Here is a 17,389-nt window from a genome sequence, read left to right on the forward strand (position 1 = left end):
CAAACCCACAAGCCCCTTGCCGCAACCAGAGGCCCCAATGCCCCATCAGCCCGATATCTGCATCCGCCGTGTGTATGAAGCCGCCCAGCCAGATGATGGCGCCCGCGTGCTGGTGGATAGGCTATGGCCACGCGGCATTAGCAAGGAGCGCGCTGCCCTCACCCTATGGCTGAAGGACATTGCCCCTTCCACCGCCCTGCGCCAGTGGTTTGCGCATGACCCCGCAAAGTGGGAAGGCTTTTGCCAACGCTACACGGCAGAATTAAACGCCAACCCCCAAGCCGTGCACCAACTGGCTGATCTGGCCCGCAAAGGCCGCATCACCCTGCTGTTTGGCGCGCGCGATGTGGCACATAACGAGGCCGTGGTGCTGGCCGCCTACATGGCGGCCCATCTGCCCCACCGCACATAAAAAAACCCGCACACCCCCTGCCGGAGAACAAAGCGGGAAACGCGGGAAAACACTATAGGCACGCTGCCTTCCACAAAACTATCCACAGGCTTTTCCCACATTCTCTCCCCGTTTTCTGTGGATAAGATTTGTTACAGAGCAGGAGAACAAACGTTCAGAATCGGCTGTTTTCTGGGATTTTTAGAGATTCGTTTTATGACAAGAGCAGAATCAGCTTGACCTGAAAAAAACATGACGAGTCGGGCTTGCCACGATTCATCCACAGGCCATCCACACAATTTGCCCAAGGCCCCACCGGTTATAAACAGGTGGCAACACAAGCTATTGCGCAGCCCCCTGTGCACTGGCACAAGATGAAGCCCATTGCGCCCCCGCGCCCTTTATACAGGCCCAGTAGAAGAACAAAGGAGCATACGCCAGCGCATGCAGTTTATTCTTACTTTTTCCTGCCCGGACCAGCCCGGCATTGTTGCGGCTGTTACATCCGTTCTGGCAGAGCGAGGTGCGGACATAACCGAAACCCACCAGTTCAGCAACCGGGAATCTGGCACTTTGTTCATGCGGCTGGCCTTTAATGCGCCCGCGCCGGGTGGTTTGGCAGAAATAAATGATGTTCTGGCCCCCGTGGCCAAACACTTTGGCATGAACATGCGCCTGCATGATGCCGCCGTACTGCCGCGCATTATCATTATGGTGTCTCGCTTTGATCATGCGCTGCTTAACCTGCTGTATCAGGTGCGTGTGGGCTGGCTTAAGGCAGATATTGTGGCCATTGTTTCCAACCACACAGATAGTGCCGCCACGGCAGAACAGGCGGGCATTCCCTATTACTGCTGGCCCGTAAACAAGCAGAACAAGGCCGAGCAGGAAGACAAGCTGCGCGCCCTTATAAAAGAAACAAAAGCCGATTTAGTGGTGCTGGCCCGCTACATGCAGGTGCTTTCGGATTCGCTGAGTGCAGAACTAAGTGGGCGGGTGATTAACATCCACCATTCCTTCCTGCCCTCCTTCAAAGGGGCCAAGCCGTACCATCAGGCCTATGCGCGTGGGGTAAAGCTGATTGGCGCCACCGCCCATTACGTAACGGCGGACTTGGATGAAGGCCCGATTATCGAGCAGGAAACCGCGCGGGTTACGCACAACCTCTCGGTGGAAGATTACATTGCCACGGGCCGGGGTGTGGAATCGCAAGTGCTGGCGCGGGCCGTGAAGATGCACGTTGAACATCGGGTTATGATCAACGGCCATCGCACTGTGGTGTTTGCCTAAAACACCCAAAGGCTGCGGCCCATAAAAAAAGGCGCCCCGGATGGAGCGCCTTTTCTTGTATGCAGCCCATAAGGGCCACATGCAGCAGAATTAGTTGCTGCTGTTGTTGTCGCCACCGTTCGGGCCACCGTGTTCACCACCCGGGCCGCCATGTTCGCCACCGGGGCCACCGTGTTCGCCGCCAAAGTTGCCCTGCTGGCCACGGTCACCACGTTCGCCGCGTTCACCACCCTGCTGGCCACGGTCACCGCGGTCACCACGATCGCCACGGTTTTCATCACCACGGCCGTTCTGGTTGTCACCATTTTCGTTGTGCTTGTGTTCGTGCTTGTGGTGGTGGCTGCTTTCTGCGTGAGAAGCAACCGGCATAGCAACACCCAGAGCGGCAAGCAGGAAAAGAGCTTTTTTCATCGTTAACAATACTTTCGTTCAATATGTTTGGCACCGCACTTGGCAGTGCGTGTCAGAAATGAAGCTAGGAAAGAATTGAGACAAAATAAAGGCTGACAGACATACGTTATGTTAATTTGATTTATGCTCTGCATTGCACCGCACTCATGCCGCCTGCCCTTGCCCCTTATATATGTGTTTGAAAGCAGGAACGTAATTCTGCCACAAGCGTATGGGAAAAACAGACGTATTGAAGCATAGAGGTTTGACATGAAATTCCGTTATCTTGCAGCCGCTGCCATGATGGGCGTGATGTGTGCATCCGCCCCCCTTCATGCCGAACCACAGTTTAACGGCCCCGGCGGCCGTGGTGGCCCACAGGGCGGCCCAAACGGTGGCCCCGGTGGTGGCGCCATGCACGGTGGCCAGCGTGGCGGCCCCGGCCCGGCCATGCACAACAACCGCCCCGGCCGTGGTGGCCCCGCACGCGGTGGTGACAACTTTGACATGAACCGCACCTGGCGGAAGGGAGACCGCTACGATGGCCCCCGTAATGACCGCTGGATTGTGCGCAACTGGCAGGGCCAGCGCGGCCTGTATGCCCCGCCATCTGGCTATTACTGGATGCGCTATGGCAACCAGTTTCTACTAACATCCCTTACCACGGGCATTATTGCCGGTGTTGTAAGTGCCACCATTGGGGCCGTTGCCACCCCCGCAACACCCACCTATGCCGCCCCAACCTACGCAGCACCGGGCTACGCTGCCCCCGGTTATGCCGCACCCGGATACGCGGCACCGGGCGGTTACTGAAAATAGGCTTATATAACGCAGGATATTTCCAAAACGCATTCTACAATCCGGCAATATCCTGCACATGTAAAAAGCCGCTGCCCTGTTTACCGGGGCGCGGCTTTTTTCTGTTTTAGCGTGGTTTTTTATGGGGTATGTGCCGCCACACCGCGCCACTGCCGCCAGCCCTGTACGGCAAGGCCTATAAAGGCCGCGTACAGCACGGCGGTTACAAACAGCCTGCGCTGCACAAACAGCAGCGCGTACAAAACATCCACCACAATCCATAACACCCAGCAGGCGCGGTAGCGCTTGGCTGTCCATATCTGGCCCAGCACGCTGTATGCACTCAGCCCGGCATCAGAAAGGGGCATGGGGTCATCCGTTATGGCACGCAGGGTCAACCCCAATGCCAAACCGGCCACGGCTGTTATGCCGGTATCTCGCCACAGGGTTTGAGATGTTGGGGTGGCAATACGCACCTGCCCGCTTTCCTGCACACCGCGCAGCCAGCACCACAACCCGTACAGCGCCAAAGCTGCAAACACGCCCTGCAAAGCGGCATCTGCATATAAATGGTCCTGCGCAAACACCACGCCATACAGCACGGATGCCAAAAGCATAACCGGCCAGCACCACACCGTTCTGCGCCCCGTAAGCCACACGCCCAAAGCGCTGGCAATGGCCGCCAGCCATTCCAACCCGGACACTACGCCTGCTCCGCCAGCAAGGCTGGCAAACGGGCCAGCAGTTCCCGCCCCTCCTGCGCCTGTGCAAACCACCGGGCATGGCCAAGCAGATACTCGGTATAGGCCACCTCGGCCGAGGCCTCATCTTGCAGCAGTGTTCCAAAATATGCTGTTTCAGACAGCGCAAATTCCACATGCACCAATGGCAGAAACGCCACCACCTGCGCACGCTCCGCCGCACTTAAAGGCCGAATGTGCTGATACCCCGCCACAAACGCGGCAAGCTGGTCCCACACCACCAAATGCGGGGCCTGCTGCGCTGTTGCGCCACAGCTTGGCAAGGCCAGCCAATCTACCATGGCGCGCTCTATGGCCACGGCCACATCAAACGCGGCGCAGGTGCGGTCTGCCATGCCAAAATCCAGCACGGTAACAGGCGTGTTTGCATGCCAGAACAGGTTGGAAGGGTGCCAGTCTCCATGCCCCCAAGCGGGTTTTACGCTGGGCAATAACGGGCGCACATGCTCATGAAACGGCAAAACATCCCGCGCCACATCCTGCTGCCACGGGCGGTTGGCCAATGCCGCCACCAGCCCCGGCTGCCGCGCCACCCACTGTTGCAGTGCAGTTGTAAAATCTGCTTGCCCCACCACACACATGCTGGAAACCAACGGCACCACCGGGGCGGTTTTATCCGCTACATCCGCGCTGCGTTCCGGGGCTGTGTAATCCGCCGCAGCCTTGTGCAGTTGCGCCAGTGCTGCCCCCGCCGCATGGGCCTGCGCGGTGGAAAAATACGGCTTCCAGGACATCACATCCCGGTAAGTATCTTCCCCCTTGGCGGGAAGGAAAACCTCGTACGTCCAGTTGCCAAGTTCCAGCGCGGTGTGCCCGTCATGCAGGGCCAATGCGGGGCATACGGGCAGCCCCTTGCTGGCCAGATGGCGAATAAAGGCGTGTTCCTGCTCCAGCATGGTGGCACTGCGCAGGGCACGCGCATGGCGTTTGAGCACACAGCTTGTCACCCGCGCACCCTGCCCGCCTGCGTTGGCACCTCCGGCGCTGGCAGAAACCTCCCCCGCAAGCTGCACCACACAGGCGGCAGAAAACGGGCGCATGCTGTGCCATACAACATCCCGCGCAGGCGGCATGTTGGCAAAATGTGCGAGCACATCAGAAACTTCATCAAGCGTCAGGCATGGCCAATCCCGCTTTTCCTGCACACCGTGTACGCCAAACTGCGCCGTATTCTGGGGGGAAGGATCTGCCACGCCTAAAACCCGGTGGAGGCTGTAAACAAAGCCGCAAACCCGCCGCCAATGTAATAGTCCGGGGCTTGCCCGGCTATGGTGGTGCCATAGCGGCCCTGCGTGTCATGCGCGTTCATGGTGGGGTCTGCCACGCCGGAAAGATAATGCTGGTTGGTGATGTTAATAAAGTTCATGCGGAACTCCGGCCGATGCAGCACGGAAACATCATTCATCCGATACCCCAGCGCCAGATTGCCCGTAACATGGCTGGGCATGCGCTCATCATTCATGAAAGTTGCGTATTGGTGACCGGTGTATTTTACGGTCATCACGCCAAAAAAGTGCCCGTCATCATATGTCAGGCCCGCAGCGGCCTGTAGCGTGGGGCTGCGCACGGCGCGCTTGCCACGTGTGGGCAGCAGGTCTCCGCCCGAATACAGGTCATTATCAATGGTGGCGTGCAGATATTCGCCCGAAAGATAGGGGCTGATGTGGTGCCACGGGCGCAAACCTATTTCCACATCCACCCCGCGAGATGTCTGCCCGCCTGCATTGATGGTGGAATCCACCGGGGCGCCATTTATCATGGCTAACGTGGCAATCTGGCGGTTTGTGAAGTTATAGTTAAATAACGTCAGGCTGCCCACAACGCGGCTGCCTGCGTAACGGTAGCCCAGTTCCTCCGCTATGGAGTATTCGTTTTTCAGGCTGGATGTGCCCTTTTGCGTTATGGCGCCCGATGTGGGGTCATACGCATCATACAAGGCGGGTTCTGCCGGGGTGCGGAAGTTGGTGGTGGCATTGAAAAATACCTGATGTTCCGGCGTAATCTGAAAACGCACACCAAAGCGCGGCAGGGGCACGGCGGTGTTCATGTTGGCGTGGTAGGGCGCGCCCGGCACGGCATTTGTGCCTGTGCGCGAGAACATTACTTCCTTGAAACCTGCTGTCAGCAACAGCCGATCATGCAAAAGCGAAACCCGATCCCCCACAAACAGCGCATTGGTTTGCGAGATAGTGTGGTTGCTGGCCCCCAGCAGCATGTTGCCATCGGCCAGCGTAATGGGCCGCCCGCCCCATATGCTGCCCGCGTTGCCGCTGCCATTTACGGCAGCAAAGGTTTCGCGCTCGGTGTCATCTCCGTAATCATACCAGTAGCCCAGCACCAGATCATTTACGCCGCGCTTCCATTCCAGCGCAGATGTAAAGCCGGAGCGAAAGCTGCGCTGTGTGTAATCTGCCCGCACCGTGCTGTAGCCATCTGCCGTTACGGGCAGATCCAGCACATCGGGCACGGCCTGCGTGCCGTTATACAGGCCGGATGTAGGCAACTGCGTGCCACCTGCGGCATTGCCATACGCACCTTGCGCATAGGGTGTAACATGCAGGCTTAGCCCCTCCGCCAATGTAAACTGCAAGGGCGCGGCCAGATACAGCGTGCGTTCCGGCTGGCGAGAAAGCCGCCAGTAGTCTGAACCACCGTAATCATCATCAGCATGGAAGTGCCGGTCCAGATTATTGGGGCCGCCTATGCCATACGTGCGCCAGTCATCCTTGCTGACCTGTGGGTAGTAGCTGTCCACCGCTTGGTTCCAGGATCCTAACAGCCCCGCGCTGTTGCCTTGGCCCCATGTTTTTTCCAGCTTGAAATCAACATGCTGGCGCTCATCCCGCCCGGCCCCGCGCCAGTTATCCGTGGCGCTATGAGAATAGGACACAAAGCCCCGCAGGCCGGTATTATGCCCGATCTCGCCCGTATCCAGCCGCAGGAACTCGCGGTTGGTATCGTAAGAGCCGTAGGAGGCGCTCAACTGCCCGCCAGCCTTTTCTGCCGGTGTGCGAAAACGCAGCTTCATCAGCCCGCCAGCGGCGTTCATTACCGGGCTGTCCAGATCGGGAGATCCCTGTTGCAGGGCAATGCTTTCGTAATTCTCGCTATCTGCAAACTGGCTGGGGTAGCCGGTGTAATAGGCAATATCGTTCAGCGGCATGCCTTCCAGCACGTAGCCTATGGCATCTCCATTCATGCCGCGCACGCTGATATTGGTTTGCGGTGAAAACCCAAACGGGTCTGACCCACTTACATTCGCGCCCGGCAGTTGGGAAACCAGCTCAAACGCCGTGGCGGTGGGGGATTGCAGGCGGATGTATTCCTGCCCCACCACGCTTTGGGCCTGTGGTTCAGATTGCGGGTGTATCAGCCCGCCCCCGGCGCTGGCATGCAGCGGGTTGGCACGTACTATTACCACCTGCGGGCGGCCAGAAGCCTGCACCGGCGCGCCCAGCACTTTGGGCGCTGTGGGGGCCGCATGTGCAGTTGCGGGTGCAGCCGTATGCTGGGCGGCTTTTTGCCCTGTAGGTGGTGCAGAAACAGCCTGCGCCCACGCAGCCCCAACCGGCCACGCCATGCCAGAAAGCAGCGTGCCAGAGGCCAGCGCACAGGCCATCCACCACCGTTGGCGGCAACAGCGCCGCACCGTGGGGGCCGCACACCAGCACACCTTACGTTGTATTAAGGCGGACATCCGGTTTTATCCCTCCGCCGCACCAAGGCGCACCTGCCGCACCACGCGCTCCATTGTTAACCCCTGCACTAAAATAGTGAACACAACCACCGCATAACACACTGCAAGCAGCACATCACGCATAGGCCCGTGTTCCAGGCTTAACGCAAGGGCTATGGAAATACCGCCACGCAGGCCGCCCCATGTCATGATAGCCAAAACCCGCCAGCGTTGTGAATCGCGCAAATACACGGGCAGCATGGCCAGCAGCACGCTTAACGCCCGCACGGTAATGGAAAGCGGAATGGCCAGAACAGCCGCCAGCAATACCGGCACACGTATGGGCACGCTGAGCACGTAAAACCCTATCAGCACAAACAAGCAGGCGTTTAGCACCTCATCCACCATCATCCAGAAATTGCGGATTTCACGCTGCCCGTGCTGGCTGAGCGCCCCCAATGCGCGGGGCATGCCCAAGGCCAGCCCGGCCGTAACAGCCGCCACGGGGCCAGAAACTTCCAGCATTTTGGCAAGGCTGTACACCCCGCTGGCAAGAGAGATGGAAATAAGCAGTTCAAGATGTGCATCTGTTACCAGCCGAATGCACCATACCGCCAAACACCCGCACAAAAAGCCCAGCAGCAGGCCGCCGCCTACCTCCTGCACCATCTGCCACACCAAATCCCCCAACGGGCCAATGGTGCCTGCCTCTGCCAGTTGCACCGCCACGGCAAACACCACAACGCCCACGCCATCGTTAAACAGGCTTTCCCCCGCAAAAATGGCCTGCACTCTGGGCGGCAGGCCCAAACGGCGCAGCATGCCCACAACAGAAACCGGATCTGTTGGCGCCAGAATGGCCCCCAGCACCACGCACCACGGCAGGGAAACCGCAAGCCCCACCAGCGGAAACGCCATCCACATACCCATGGCAAACAGCGCCACGGCCAGCATTGTGCCCAAAAGTGCCAGCGCCAGAATGGAAAAACGGTTCTGCCACAGCTCGCGCTGATCTACCGATTGTGCGCCCGCAAACAGCAGGAATGATAAAGCCCCATCCAGCAAGGTGGCGGGCAGGTTTATGCTATCCAGCACCGCGCGGGCGGCATCCATGCGGGGCATGGGCACGGCCTGCTCCAGAAAAAGCAGAACCGTGGCCACCCCCAAAGCCTGTGCCGTAATGCCAATAGTGGTGGGCAGGTGCAGGTAGCGGTGGTTGATAATGGCAAAAGCTGTTGCCAGTGTGATCACAATGGCAAACAGCGCCAGCGGATTGAAAAAAGGCGGCATGAGCGGTTTCCAGTCTGATCAGACAGGCTGATGACGAATGCAAACCAGAAAACCGCAAAACCGGATGCCAGATCAGGCGTTATTTTGCGGCTGCCCGGGCTCATCCATATTCACGATCGTCTGATCCGAAATGGAAACGTCTGTCAGTTCAGGACGTTGCAAGGCTTCGTTGGCAGAACGCGCCAAACCGGCTGTCTTGTCTTTCAGGTCTGCCAGTTCCTCACGCACATCGCCCAGAATTTCCAGCAGGGCCTGATGGTCTTCCGCCGCGCGCCGGTCTGCCCCACGGCTTAGCACCGCGTTGCCCACCATCAGCGCGGGCAGCGCTACAAGCTGGATACAGTTGCTGATATACAGCAGCGTGTTCTGCCACTGGGGCACAACCGCTGGCACCAGAGAGAACAGGAAAAACACATACACGCACCAGATACTGCCGAACATGATTGTCATTTTAACAGCCACGTTCTCGTTAAATCGGTTCACCAATGAATCAGCAGGTTTCTGTTGTTTGGGTTTCATTTCTATACCTTTTGCCTCAAATACCCGCCTTGCTGGCGGGCCATCTCTTTGGGCAAAACTGTATCACAGCGCTGTGGGCTTGTCCGCCTGCGGGCAGCAGGGCTGGCTCCCACCCCCATGCTTCAGGCCAGCAGATAGGGCTGGCCCGTGGGGGTGGTGATAACCCCTTGCGGGGCTAACAATGCGTTGGGCGGTATGGGCGTGCCATCGGCCAAGGTGGGCACCTGCGGCGCCAGCGTGGCGGCACTTTCTGTGCTGATGTAAAGCTGCATGCTTACCGTAACACTACGCCCCTGCACGGTGTGCAGCACCATTTGCACCGTCTGCACCGTATCGGGCGGGCCGCTGCCCAAAAACACGCTGGCCATGCCTTGAATAATGGTCACCCACAGCACGGCCATATCCGTATCCTGCCCGGTGGCGGTGGGCACGCTGGCCGTTACACTGGCCAGTGTATCCCCCGTGCCTTCCAGCCATGCGGCGGGGGTGAGCGTATAATCCAGCGCATCTGCACTGCTGCGCGCAGGCCATGCCTGCACCACCTGCTCTGCCAGTTGGCCACGCAGGCACAGGCCCGGTGTTATCATAACCGGCAGCACACGTGCGCTGGCCGGTTGCCACCCCGGCGCCAGCACGGCCCCTTCTGGCAGCACAGAGCACGCCGTGCCTGCGGTATTGCAAGAACATGTCATGGTTTTTTACCTTGGCCCAATAGCTGTAACCCACACCGTAATGGGGGTGGAAACCGCGCCATCGTGGTCATCCACCACGTAGCGCACACCCACAGCGCCAATGCCCGTGGCGGTGGGGGCCTGTTCTGGCATGGCCAGTGTCATGCGTTGTTCATACTGCATGCACTGCAACTGCACGGATGTGGGCACCCCCGCAAAAGCCTGCGGAAAGGTAATGCCATCTCCATCCTGAATATTTACGGAAAAGGACTGAATGCGCTGCCCGTATGGCAGGTTGATAACGCGCCCATCCTGCGTGGCAAAATCGGCCTGATACGTGCCCTGCCCCACATAGCTGCCTGCGGGCTGAAACACCCCGTTGGCCCAGCCCTGCGTGGCCACCACCGCACCATCTGGCATATGGATGGAGCCATCCTGGCGGAACTGCCATTCATACCACCCGCCTGCGGCATCTGTAAGCTGCACGCTGGCAAAAGCATATTGCTCAAACGCATCGCGCAGGCAGAACAGCGCCTTCATGGTGGCGTTATACCCCAGGCGGGAAATAAACTGCGGCCCCCACGGAATATCACCGGCCTGCGGTGCGCCATTGCTGCCGCTGCCGCCCCATGCGCCCGTGCTATCGTAATGACCATTGCTGATCTGGCCACCTGTGAGCGGAAAAAAGCTTTGCGCGGCTTGGGCAGATGTCAGCAACCCGCTGAACAGGTTTGTCCACGCAGCCCCCTGCGCGCCGGGGGTGGAAAGGTTGTTATCCTGCCCAGAAACCCAAAACGTGCCCGCAACGCTGCCCGCCACCACGGCCCCAGCGGGGTAACCGCCAATGGCCGCGGCAAAGCTGGCATCAAACGGGCCAACATAGCCTGTTTGCAAAACCTGTATGGCGGCGGAAAGTGTTTTTAAAAACCCGTTCATATCCGCCCCGCGCGGGGGCACGCCACCGGCGGCGCGTTCTGTAAAGGTTTCTGGCGGAAAGCCCAGCGCCATGCTGGCCGAGCCATCGCCCGCCGTGGTTTGCGCTGCGGGAATATCCGCACAGTTGGCCGCTGAGGCAGAGGCCGCAATAGGCGTTGTAAACCGCCCGGAAATATCTGCTTGTTTCATAAGTGTTTCAGCCCCTGATGCTGTAGGAAACCGCAACCCCGGCAGGGCGCGGCAGCACGCCGGCGTTTTCAATAATGGAAACCTGCACATCTGTTGGCACAAAGCCAAAGGCGTAGGTCATGCTCATGTTGGCGTTATCTTCCACCCATGCATCGCCCTGCCCGGCAAACAGCGTGCGCAAAATGGCGTTGAGTGAGAGCACGGAACAATCCGTAATATTGGCCAGCGCCTTGGCATAAATAAGCTGCCGAAACCCGGCATCAGACAGGCTGCAATTTGCAAAATCACCCACCACAACACGGCCCGCATACCACGGGGCGGTGTTAAAGCCCTGCTCTGTCAGGTCATTGGCCTCGGCAAAGCCTAAATACTGGCCCGATGCCATGCGCAACACGCGTGATACCCCAACAATGCGGCCCCATACATCCAGCCCGTAGCCTTGGGCTGTTTTTATGTTCCATATGCTGGCAAACCAGTTTTCTATACTCTGTGCCGGATCAAAGCACTGGTTCCAGCCTTCCAGCAGCGCGTTCAGGCTGGACGAGCATGCGTATTGAGAAAGCACCGTTTGCCCCACATTCTGCATCAGGCAAACTCCACGGTAATATCGGCCAGTTCCAGCGTGAAAATCTGGTTGATATCGGCCTGCGCCGTAACACCCGTGGGGCTGGCTGCCGTGCCCACCCGAATATCCACTACCTGCGCCCAACTGCCCACCGCCGCCACGCAGGCATAAAACCGGCTGGCATACAGCGTGCCGCCAATGCCCACACGGGCCGAGCCATCCTGCCCCAAAAAGCACGCCAGCACCGCCTGCTGCACGGCAGATGTTGCCGTATTGGGCACGCCAGAACCCGCTGCCAAAGTAAGCACAATATAAAGCGGCGTGGGCTGCGCGCGCTCAAACGCCACCGTATAGCTGGGCGGTGTGGTGTAGGTGCCAGATGTATCCGTTACCGTTACACGGGTGCTGCCGGTATAGGCGCAGCCGGGCGGCTTTTTGCGCAAGATGGCCAAGGCCACATCGGCATCTGTGCCGCCATTTACGCACACATACAGGCTATAGGGCGCAAGGGTGATGCCACCCTGCGTAACCGCAACATTGCTGCTGTTATCTGCAACATACGCATCTGTTACGCCCTCCACCGCCTGCACGGCGGCCAGAATGGCAGCCAATGGCCCTACGGAATTAACAGCCACAGCGGCCTGCCTGCGGGCTTCAAACGCCGTGCGGCCTTCTACCTCACGCCCCGTCACCCCCGCTACGGCGTTGCTCACGCCAGACCACCCGGCAACAGACTGGCACAGCCGCACGCTGCCCGCCGGGCAGGATACCTCCCCCACCGTGGTGCAGGAAAACGTGCCCGCACCTGTGCCGGTGGTATCCAGCGTAATGGCGGCATCTGCCGCATAGGTGTTGCCCGCGGCATCTGCCACCAAGGCCCCTTGCGGAATAACCGTGCCCTCCACCCCCGTGCACTGGCATGTTACCACCGTGGGCGTGGCGGGTTTGCGTTCCATAAAGTAAATGCGGCCAATGGCATCCTGCATCCGGCCAGAAGCGCGCGCAGGGTCCACCCCGTTAAACACGGCCAACATCTGATCATACGCATCACCCAAAATGGCGGTAAGCGATGTGGCCAACTGCCCCTGTGGGGTGGACAGATCCGTATTGAGCGTATTGCCAAAAGCGGCGTTGATATCTGCCAGAACACCGGCCAGCATGTCTGCCTCCTGCGGCAGCACAAAGCCGGTATCATCCAGCGTAGGCGCGGGCACAGATGTGGTACCCGCTGCAAATGAGGTTTCAGAAACTGGCAAGGGTTGTGCTTCCGTTTTGCAATGTCAGATAAATCTGGCCGCTCAGTTTGCGGTCTGCCCCAAGGCTGGCCAGCACACATGTGACGCGCGCCACGTTGGGCACGTCAAGGGCGGCCTGCGCCACATCGGCCCGAAACAGCGCGGCAGACTGGTTGCGCCCCAAAACACCCGCCAGATAGGGCAGGCCAAGGGCCGTGTTATACCAGCACTCCCCCCTAAACACGCGCACCGCGCTAGAAACATCCTGCGCAGTGGCATAGGGCACATCCGCCACGGCAATATTGCCCTGCGCATCCACGGCCAGATCCCACGTTGCGCGGTCCAGCAACAAGGTTTTCATATGTGCTTCTCCTAACCCTGCGGGGTGCTGGTGCTGCCACTGCCGGGCATAACCCCGCCATGCACATGCGATGTGAGGGATACACCACCGGCCTGCACATCCTGCCCCACATTCAGGCTGCCGCTTATGCTGGCATCTCCTGAAATCTGAGTGATTTTGCAGATATTTCCACGGTTCCGGGTGTGTGTATCACCACTCCATCGGGTGTGAACTGAATATACTGGCTGGGGGCCGTGTTCAAAAAACCGCCCAGATACAGCGCATCCGCCATATTGTTGTGGCGAAAACTGGCGGGGGGTGCGGCGGCACGCGCGGTTTTAACATTCAGGATATCCCGGTCCGCCATTACGGCCAGCCCGATATCCCCCACCGCCGGGTCCAGCACCACAGCGCTGCCGCCACCCTGAAGCCGAAAATACGGCACGTTATACAAAACCCCATGCGGCGTGGTCTGGCCTGCGGCATCTTGCTGATGCACCATGGGCTGCACATCCACAAACCCCACGGGGGCCAAACCGGCACCCCAAACCGCACACACCTTAACGGGAATGGCGGTGCGCACCTCCACCAACATGCGGCGCATAACGGCCACAAGTGCGTTATAATCCGATGCCGCAGCCCCTGCCCTGTCAAACACCGCCTGCCCGGATGCAGGCATGTTGGGCGGAAAGCCGGATGCAAAACTGTTTTGATCTGTCATGCGTTTTCTGCCCCCACAGCCTGTGCCACCACATGTGTAAACCACGGGCCATCTGGCATGTGTGCGCTTAAACTGTGCCGAAGCTGCAAAACCTGCCACAGCCCCACATCACCCCCGCCGGGCTGATACCGGCTTTGCAATGCCAGCACGCTGCCGTAGCTGATACGCGGGTTAAACAGCATGTTTAGCGCCACCCCACCGGCAGACCATGTAGGGTACCCCACCAGCCCCGTGCTGGCCGAAACCGCAATGGCGGCAGATGTGTCCACCATTGCGTTGGCCCCACCCGTTCTGGCAGGCCATGCCGCCAAACGCCCCCGGCCCAATGCGGCCTGAAAAGGCTGTGTGTTCCAACACTGGCTGATCTGCTGCCCCGCCGTGCCATGAAAATACGGATCATGCAGCACGGTGTTCAGCCCGTTATTTTCAAACGCCAACCCGGCCTGTGCGGCAATACGCGCCAACACCTGCGCCAGTGGCACAGCGCCCCTAAACCCGGTGGGCGCAGCAGGCAGTGCGTTTGGCAAAACTGTAGAAAACGCCTGCACCACAAAGGCAACATCTGGTGCGGCGCTGTAATCTGCAAAAGCCAGCGTAACCCCACCCTGAAACACAAGCGCCTGCGCGCCGGATGCGCCATCCGGCACCATCAGCAGCACCTCGCTGGCACTCTGGCTGGTGGGGTCTGGCGCGCTCAGGCTCAGGCGGTTCATCAAATCCGGGGGCAGGCCGGTTATGCGTATCTGCGCGGTTTCTCCCGTAGGGTACGGGGCCTGCATAATATCCGCCTGCACCTGCAAGCCAGAAAGGGTAACCGTATCCACCCCATCCGCCGTGCCAAACACGCCATTCAGCAGCCGGAACGTCACCTCCACATCTCGGCTGGCCCAATCTGGCGTTTTTGTGGTTTGTGTGTTGCTCATGCGGGCCAGCCTGTGCGCCACAGCAGCACATAGCGCGTGCCAAGCCCCGTGCTTTGCGGGTCCTGCACACCTTGGATATCCATAAATGCCAGATCACCCGGCAGGCCGGTGGCGGCAGTGCGTGCCAACCATGTGCGATCCTGGCACAGCACGCCAGAAAGCACACGCACGCCTGCACACCATATATCTGCATACAGGCCGGTGGACCGCTGGCGCAGGGCTATCTGGAGTATCTGTTCGGCCAGTGTGATCTTAAACATTTGTGCAGGCACAGCGCTTATGGGCACCTGCACCAGTGTGGCATCTGTGCTGCTCATGCAATTTCTCCTGCATCTGCGGTGCTGGTTGTGGCATAGGCCATGCCGCCGCACTGTATCTGCTGGCCCTGCGGCATGCGTGTGCTGGCAAACTGCGTGCTTCCGGTTATACGCACTTCCTGCAAGGCAATTTCTACAACTGGCATAGTAATGCCCTGCCGGGCCTCCCGCATCCAACGGTGGCCGATAATGTTCACGCTATCGTATTTCTTTTCAGGGGTAATTACGGCATACAGGTCTGTATCGGCCTCCAATGCCTCCAGCGTGGTAAAAAAGCCTGCACGCACATACAGCGCGCCCGCCTGCCCGGCCCCGGCCAGAACATCCAGCGCAAGACTGGTGGCGCTGGCATCTTCCATCCCGGCTTCAGACCCATCGCACACCATCATAATCCGATGCTGCCGAGACATGCGTACCTTGCTGTAAGATAAAAATGCACCATCCTCCAGCGGGGCTTCTGCAATGCGCCATGCACTTTGCATATCGGCAGAAAGCACATGGGCAGATGTTAAAACCCGCTGGCCATCCTGCGTAAAAATACCCCACTGGCTGGCCGCCTGCGTAATTTGCAGATCATCCAGCAAACTGCCCACCGTAACAGAGGCCGAAGCCTGCACCCCGGCAGAAACAGATTGCCCCATAAGGGCAGGCACCCCCGCCGCCACAGGGATATTCCACACAGATGGCAGGCTGACTGGCAACATGGGCATGAAACAGAACTCTTTACTGAACAGGAAACAGGTTTTTAAATGGAACCAAGCGTAGAAAGTGCTGCCAAAGTGGTGCTATCTCCCCCACCAAGCCCTTGCATAGCTGCGCGCGATGGCACGGGTGCGGGGGGTGGAGAAGGTGTTGCAAACGCTCTGGCTGGTGTTTGCGGCACATACGCAGCCGGTGCAGGCCGCGCCACGGCCACAACAGGCTGAACCGCCGCCCGCATAAGCAAAGATGACGGCAAATATGCCCCCACCATACTGCGTGCAACAGGCTGGGCTTTGTCTGCCACAGCAACACGCCGCGGGGTGAGTGAGCCACCGCGCGCGGGCTGCTTTGGAACACTTTGAAGGCCACGCCCATGCACCAGAATGTTCTCTAAACCACTTGTTCTTTTAAGGGGTTTTGTATCACGCACCCTTCCCTGCCTTTGCACCGGTGTGGGGTGGGCAGATATAGGCGAGGCAACCAGAGCACCTTTCCCTTCGGCCAGTATGCGAGGCACAGACCTTCTGCCCCTTGATGCACGTACAGGCGGCACAGAAAATGGCCTGTGCGCCAGAAGATCCGCCGTATTTTTAGGTTTGTGTTGGCGGGCTTTTCCGGGGTGCGTAAACTGTAAAACGCCTTCCGCCGCCTGCGCCGTGCTGGACGCCAACACAATGCGCCGAGATACTGAAAAGGTATTTTGTAAAATACTTTTCTGCCCGTAAGGTGCCGCCCTAACAGCCACCGTGCCCGCCTTATGCCGCACACCATCACCCATTCTGGCTGCAAACACAGGCGGCGTAATCCCCTGTAGAGCGTGCGCAACGGGCAACACGGGTGCTCTCATACCCAAAGGCGCATGCTCCGCCCCCATGCTGTATTGGCGCAAAAGCTGCAATAAAGCCAAAAGCCCTTTGTTCCTGCTCTTTTTTGTGTGTTTCTGGCTTTGCAAAAAGCGTTCCAACACACGGCGCAGGCGTTCCTGCAGCGGCAGCGTTGCGCGCGCCTTGCTTTGGGGCAATGTATTTACAGTTTGGGCCATGTTTGCGGGCTTTCCTGCGCAGGCGTGTGCGCCATGTTCCAGTTGCGCACAGAAAGTATTTCTAAAAGCGTGTAAAAATCTTCGCTGTCGTAAACTGTTTTCAGCTCATGCAAACTTGCAAGGCCGGATGCCACAACCGCCGCCATGGCGGGTGAGATGTTGACACAGTTTACAACGGGGCCTGTGCGGCCTCGTCCCCCAGCAAAGCCGCCACCAGGGGGAAAAGCTGGTGCGCGGCGGCCCGCAAAAAACCCACATGCAGCCTAAAGGCCTCTGCCCGCACCATGCCCAGGGTTTCGGGTTCTGCAAAATCGGCGGAAATAACAGCACGTGTTACTTCTGGCCGGTGTGGGTCTGGCCGTATTTTTACGCACTGCATCAGCCGCGCCAAAGCGGCATCCAGATCGGCTTCTTCCATAAAGCCAAAAATTTCCAGCCCAAAGGCGGCAAGCCCGGCTAGGCCCGCCTCTGCCATATCTGCCCCCACACGTGCGCCACCACGTATGGCGGCCTGCAATACATGGCGCGCCCAGCTATCTGCGGCAAAGGCATCCATGCGTGTGAGCACAAACACCTTGCCCTGATCTTCCCCCGGCAGGGGGTGCGTGTAATCCACGGTTTTCATGCCTGCTC

20 protein-coding genes and 1 pseudogene are annotated in these 17,389 nt (G+C 59.1%); 3 read left to right on the plus strand and 18 right to left on the minus strand.

Features of this window, described 5'->3' with window-relative positions; genetic code table 11:
* Positions 1-37: 37 nt before the first annotated feature.
* Both QQM41_RS03075 and purU read left to right on the plus strand, forming a co-directional pair.
* Positions 38-412 (plus strand): DUF488 domain-containing protein, encoded by a 375-nt coding sequence (locus QQM41_RS03075; protein ID WP_339077661.1) that lies wholly within the window; start codon positions 38-40, stop codon positions 410-412.
* A gap of 363 nt (positions 413-775) precedes the next feature.
* A complete protein-coding gene (purU, locus tag QQM41_RS03080) occupies positions 776-1,681 on the plus strand; it encodes a formyltetrahydrofolate deformylase (RefSeq protein WP_003627019.1) in 906 nt (301 codons plus the stop codon).
* Between the two features lie 90 nt (positions 1,682-1,771).
* On the opposite strand, the gene QQM41_RS03085 is transcribed toward purU, so the two are convergent.
* A complete protein-coding gene (locus QQM41_RS03085) occupies positions 1,772-2,092 on the minus strand; it encodes a hypothetical protein (RefSeq protein WP_050819342.1) in 321 nt (106 codons plus the stop codon).
* Positions 2,093-2,341: 249 nt separating this feature from the next.
* Between QQM41_RS03085 and QQM41_RS03090 the strand changes: the two genes are divergently transcribed.
* Positions 2,342-2,884 carry an RcnB family protein gene (locus tag QQM41_RS03090; protein ID WP_339077662.1) on the plus strand — a complete coding sequence of 181 codons (543 nt, stop codon included), beginning with the start codon at positions 2,342-2,344 and terminating at the stop codon, positions 2,882-2,884.
* Positions 2,885-3,009: 125 nt separating this feature from the next.
* Here QQM41_RS03090 and pnuC read toward each other — a convergent pair whose 3' ends face one another.
* From pnuC to QQM41_RS03175, 17 genes and pseudogenes are all read right to left on the minus strand, one after another.
* A complete protein-coding gene (gene pnuC / locus QQM41_RS03095) occupies positions 3,010-3,573 on the minus strand; it encodes a nicotinamide riboside transporter PnuC (RefSeq protein WP_339077663.1) in 564 nt (187 codons plus the stop codon).
* Positions 3,573-4,823, minus strand: a complete 1,251-nt coding sequence (locus QQM41_RS03100; protein WP_339077664.1) for a phosphotransferase — start codon at positions 4,821-4,823, stop codon at positions 3,573-3,575. Before QQM41_RS03100 ends, pnuC begins: the two co-directional genes overlap by 1 nt.
* Before the next feature lie 2 nt (positions 4,824-4,825).
* On the minus strand, positions 4,826-7,327 hold the full coding sequence (locus QQM41_RS03105) for a TonB-dependent receptor domain-containing protein (protein ID WP_339077665.1): 2,502 nt from the start codon (positions 7,325-7,327) through the stop codon (positions 4,826-4,828).
* A gap of 6 nt (positions 7,328-7,333) precedes the next feature.
* A complete protein-coding gene (locus tag QQM41_RS03110; protein WP_050819337.1) occupies positions 7,334-8,596 on the minus strand; it encodes a sodium:proton antiporter in 1,263 nt (420 codons plus the stop codon).
* Between the two features lie 72 nt (positions 8,597-8,668).
* Complete coding sequence (locus tag QQM41_RS03115; protein ID WP_050819336.1) at positions 8,669-9,115, minus strand: hypothetical protein; 447 nt, start codon at positions 9,113-9,115, stop codon at positions 8,669-8,671.
* Between the two features lie 122 nt (positions 9,116-9,237).
* On the minus strand, positions 9,238-9,807 hold the full coding sequence (locus tag QQM41_RS03120; RefSeq protein WP_339077666.1) for a hypothetical protein: 570 nt from the start codon (positions 9,805-9,807) through the stop codon (positions 9,238-9,240).
* A 6-nt stretch (positions 9,808-9,813) separates the two neighbouring features.
* Entirely contained in the window at positions 9,814-10,911 is a 1,098-nt protein-coding gene (locus QQM41_RS03125) for a phage tail protein (protein ID WP_339077667.1), read from the minus strand.
* A 7-nt stretch (positions 10,912-10,918) separates the two neighbouring features.
* Positions 10,919-11,497 carry a DUF2612 domain-containing protein gene (locus QQM41_RS03130; RefSeq protein ID WP_339077668.1) on the minus strand — a complete coding sequence of 193 codons (579 nt, stop codon included), beginning with the start codon at positions 11,495-11,497 and terminating at the stop codon, positions 10,919-10,921.
* Positions 11,497-12,690, minus strand: a complete 1,194-nt coding sequence (locus tag QQM41_RS03135) for a baseplate J/gp47 family protein (protein WP_339078142.1) — start codon at positions 12,688-12,690, stop codon at positions 11,497-11,499. Before QQM41_RS03135 ends, QQM41_RS03130 begins: the two co-directional genes overlap by 1 nt.
* 28 nt (positions 12,691-12,718) lie before the next feature.
* The gene (locus QQM41_RS03140) at positions 12,719-13,072 is read right to left on the minus strand and encodes a hypothetical protein (RefSeq protein ID WP_339077669.1); all 354 of its coding nucleotides are present in this window, start codon (positions 13,070-13,072) and stop codon (positions 12,719-12,721) included.
* Positions 13,073-13,083: 11 nt separating this feature from the next.
* A pseudogene (locus tag QQM41_RS03145) lies at positions 13,084-13,772 on the minus strand (Gp138 family membrane-puncturing spike protein).
* Entirely contained in the window at positions 13,769-14,695 is a 927-nt protein-coding gene (locus QQM41_RS03150) for a baseplate hub protein (protein ID WP_339077671.1), read from the minus strand. Before QQM41_RS03150 ends, QQM41_RS03145 begins: the two are co-directional and overlap by 4 nt.
* Positions 14,692-15,012 carry a hypothetical protein gene (locus tag QQM41_RS03155; RefSeq protein WP_339077672.1) on the minus strand — a complete coding sequence of 107 codons (321 nt, stop codon included), beginning with the start codon at positions 15,010-15,012 and terminating at the stop codon, positions 14,692-14,694. Before QQM41_RS03155 ends, QQM41_RS03150 begins: the two co-directional genes overlap by 4 nt.
* Positions 15,009-15,722, minus strand: a complete 714-nt coding sequence (locus tag QQM41_RS03160) for a phage baseplate protein (protein ID WP_339077673.1) — start codon at positions 15,720-15,722, stop codon at positions 15,009-15,011. Before QQM41_RS03160 ends, QQM41_RS03155 begins: the two co-directional genes overlap by 4 nt.
* Before the next feature lie 35 nt (positions 15,723-15,757).
* On the minus strand, positions 15,758-16,756 hold the full coding sequence (locus tag QQM41_RS03165; protein ID WP_339077674.1) for a hypothetical protein: 999 nt from the start codon (positions 16,754-16,756) through the stop codon (positions 15,758-15,760).
* Complete coding sequence (locus tag QQM41_RS03170; RefSeq protein ID WP_196332523.1) at positions 16,741-16,902, minus strand: hypothetical protein; 162 nt, start codon at positions 16,900-16,902, stop codon at positions 16,741-16,743. Before QQM41_RS03170 ends, QQM41_RS03165 begins: the two co-directional genes overlap by 16 nt.
* Positions 16,903-16,925: 23 nt before the next feature.
* Positions 16,926-17,381: a hypothetical protein gene (locus QQM41_RS03175; RefSeq protein ID WP_339077675.1), complete on the minus strand. Its 456-nt coding sequence runs from the start codon at positions 17,379-17,381 to the stop codon at positions 16,926-16,928.
* Between the last annotated feature and the right edge of the window lie 8 nt (positions 17,382-17,389).

Source organism: Acetobacter sp. AC2005 (assembly GCF_037901235.1).
In the GTDB taxonomy this organism is placed as follows: domain Bacteria; phylum Pseudomonadota; class Alphaproteobacteria; order Acetobacterales; family Acetobacteraceae; genus Acetobacter; species Acetobacter oryzoeni.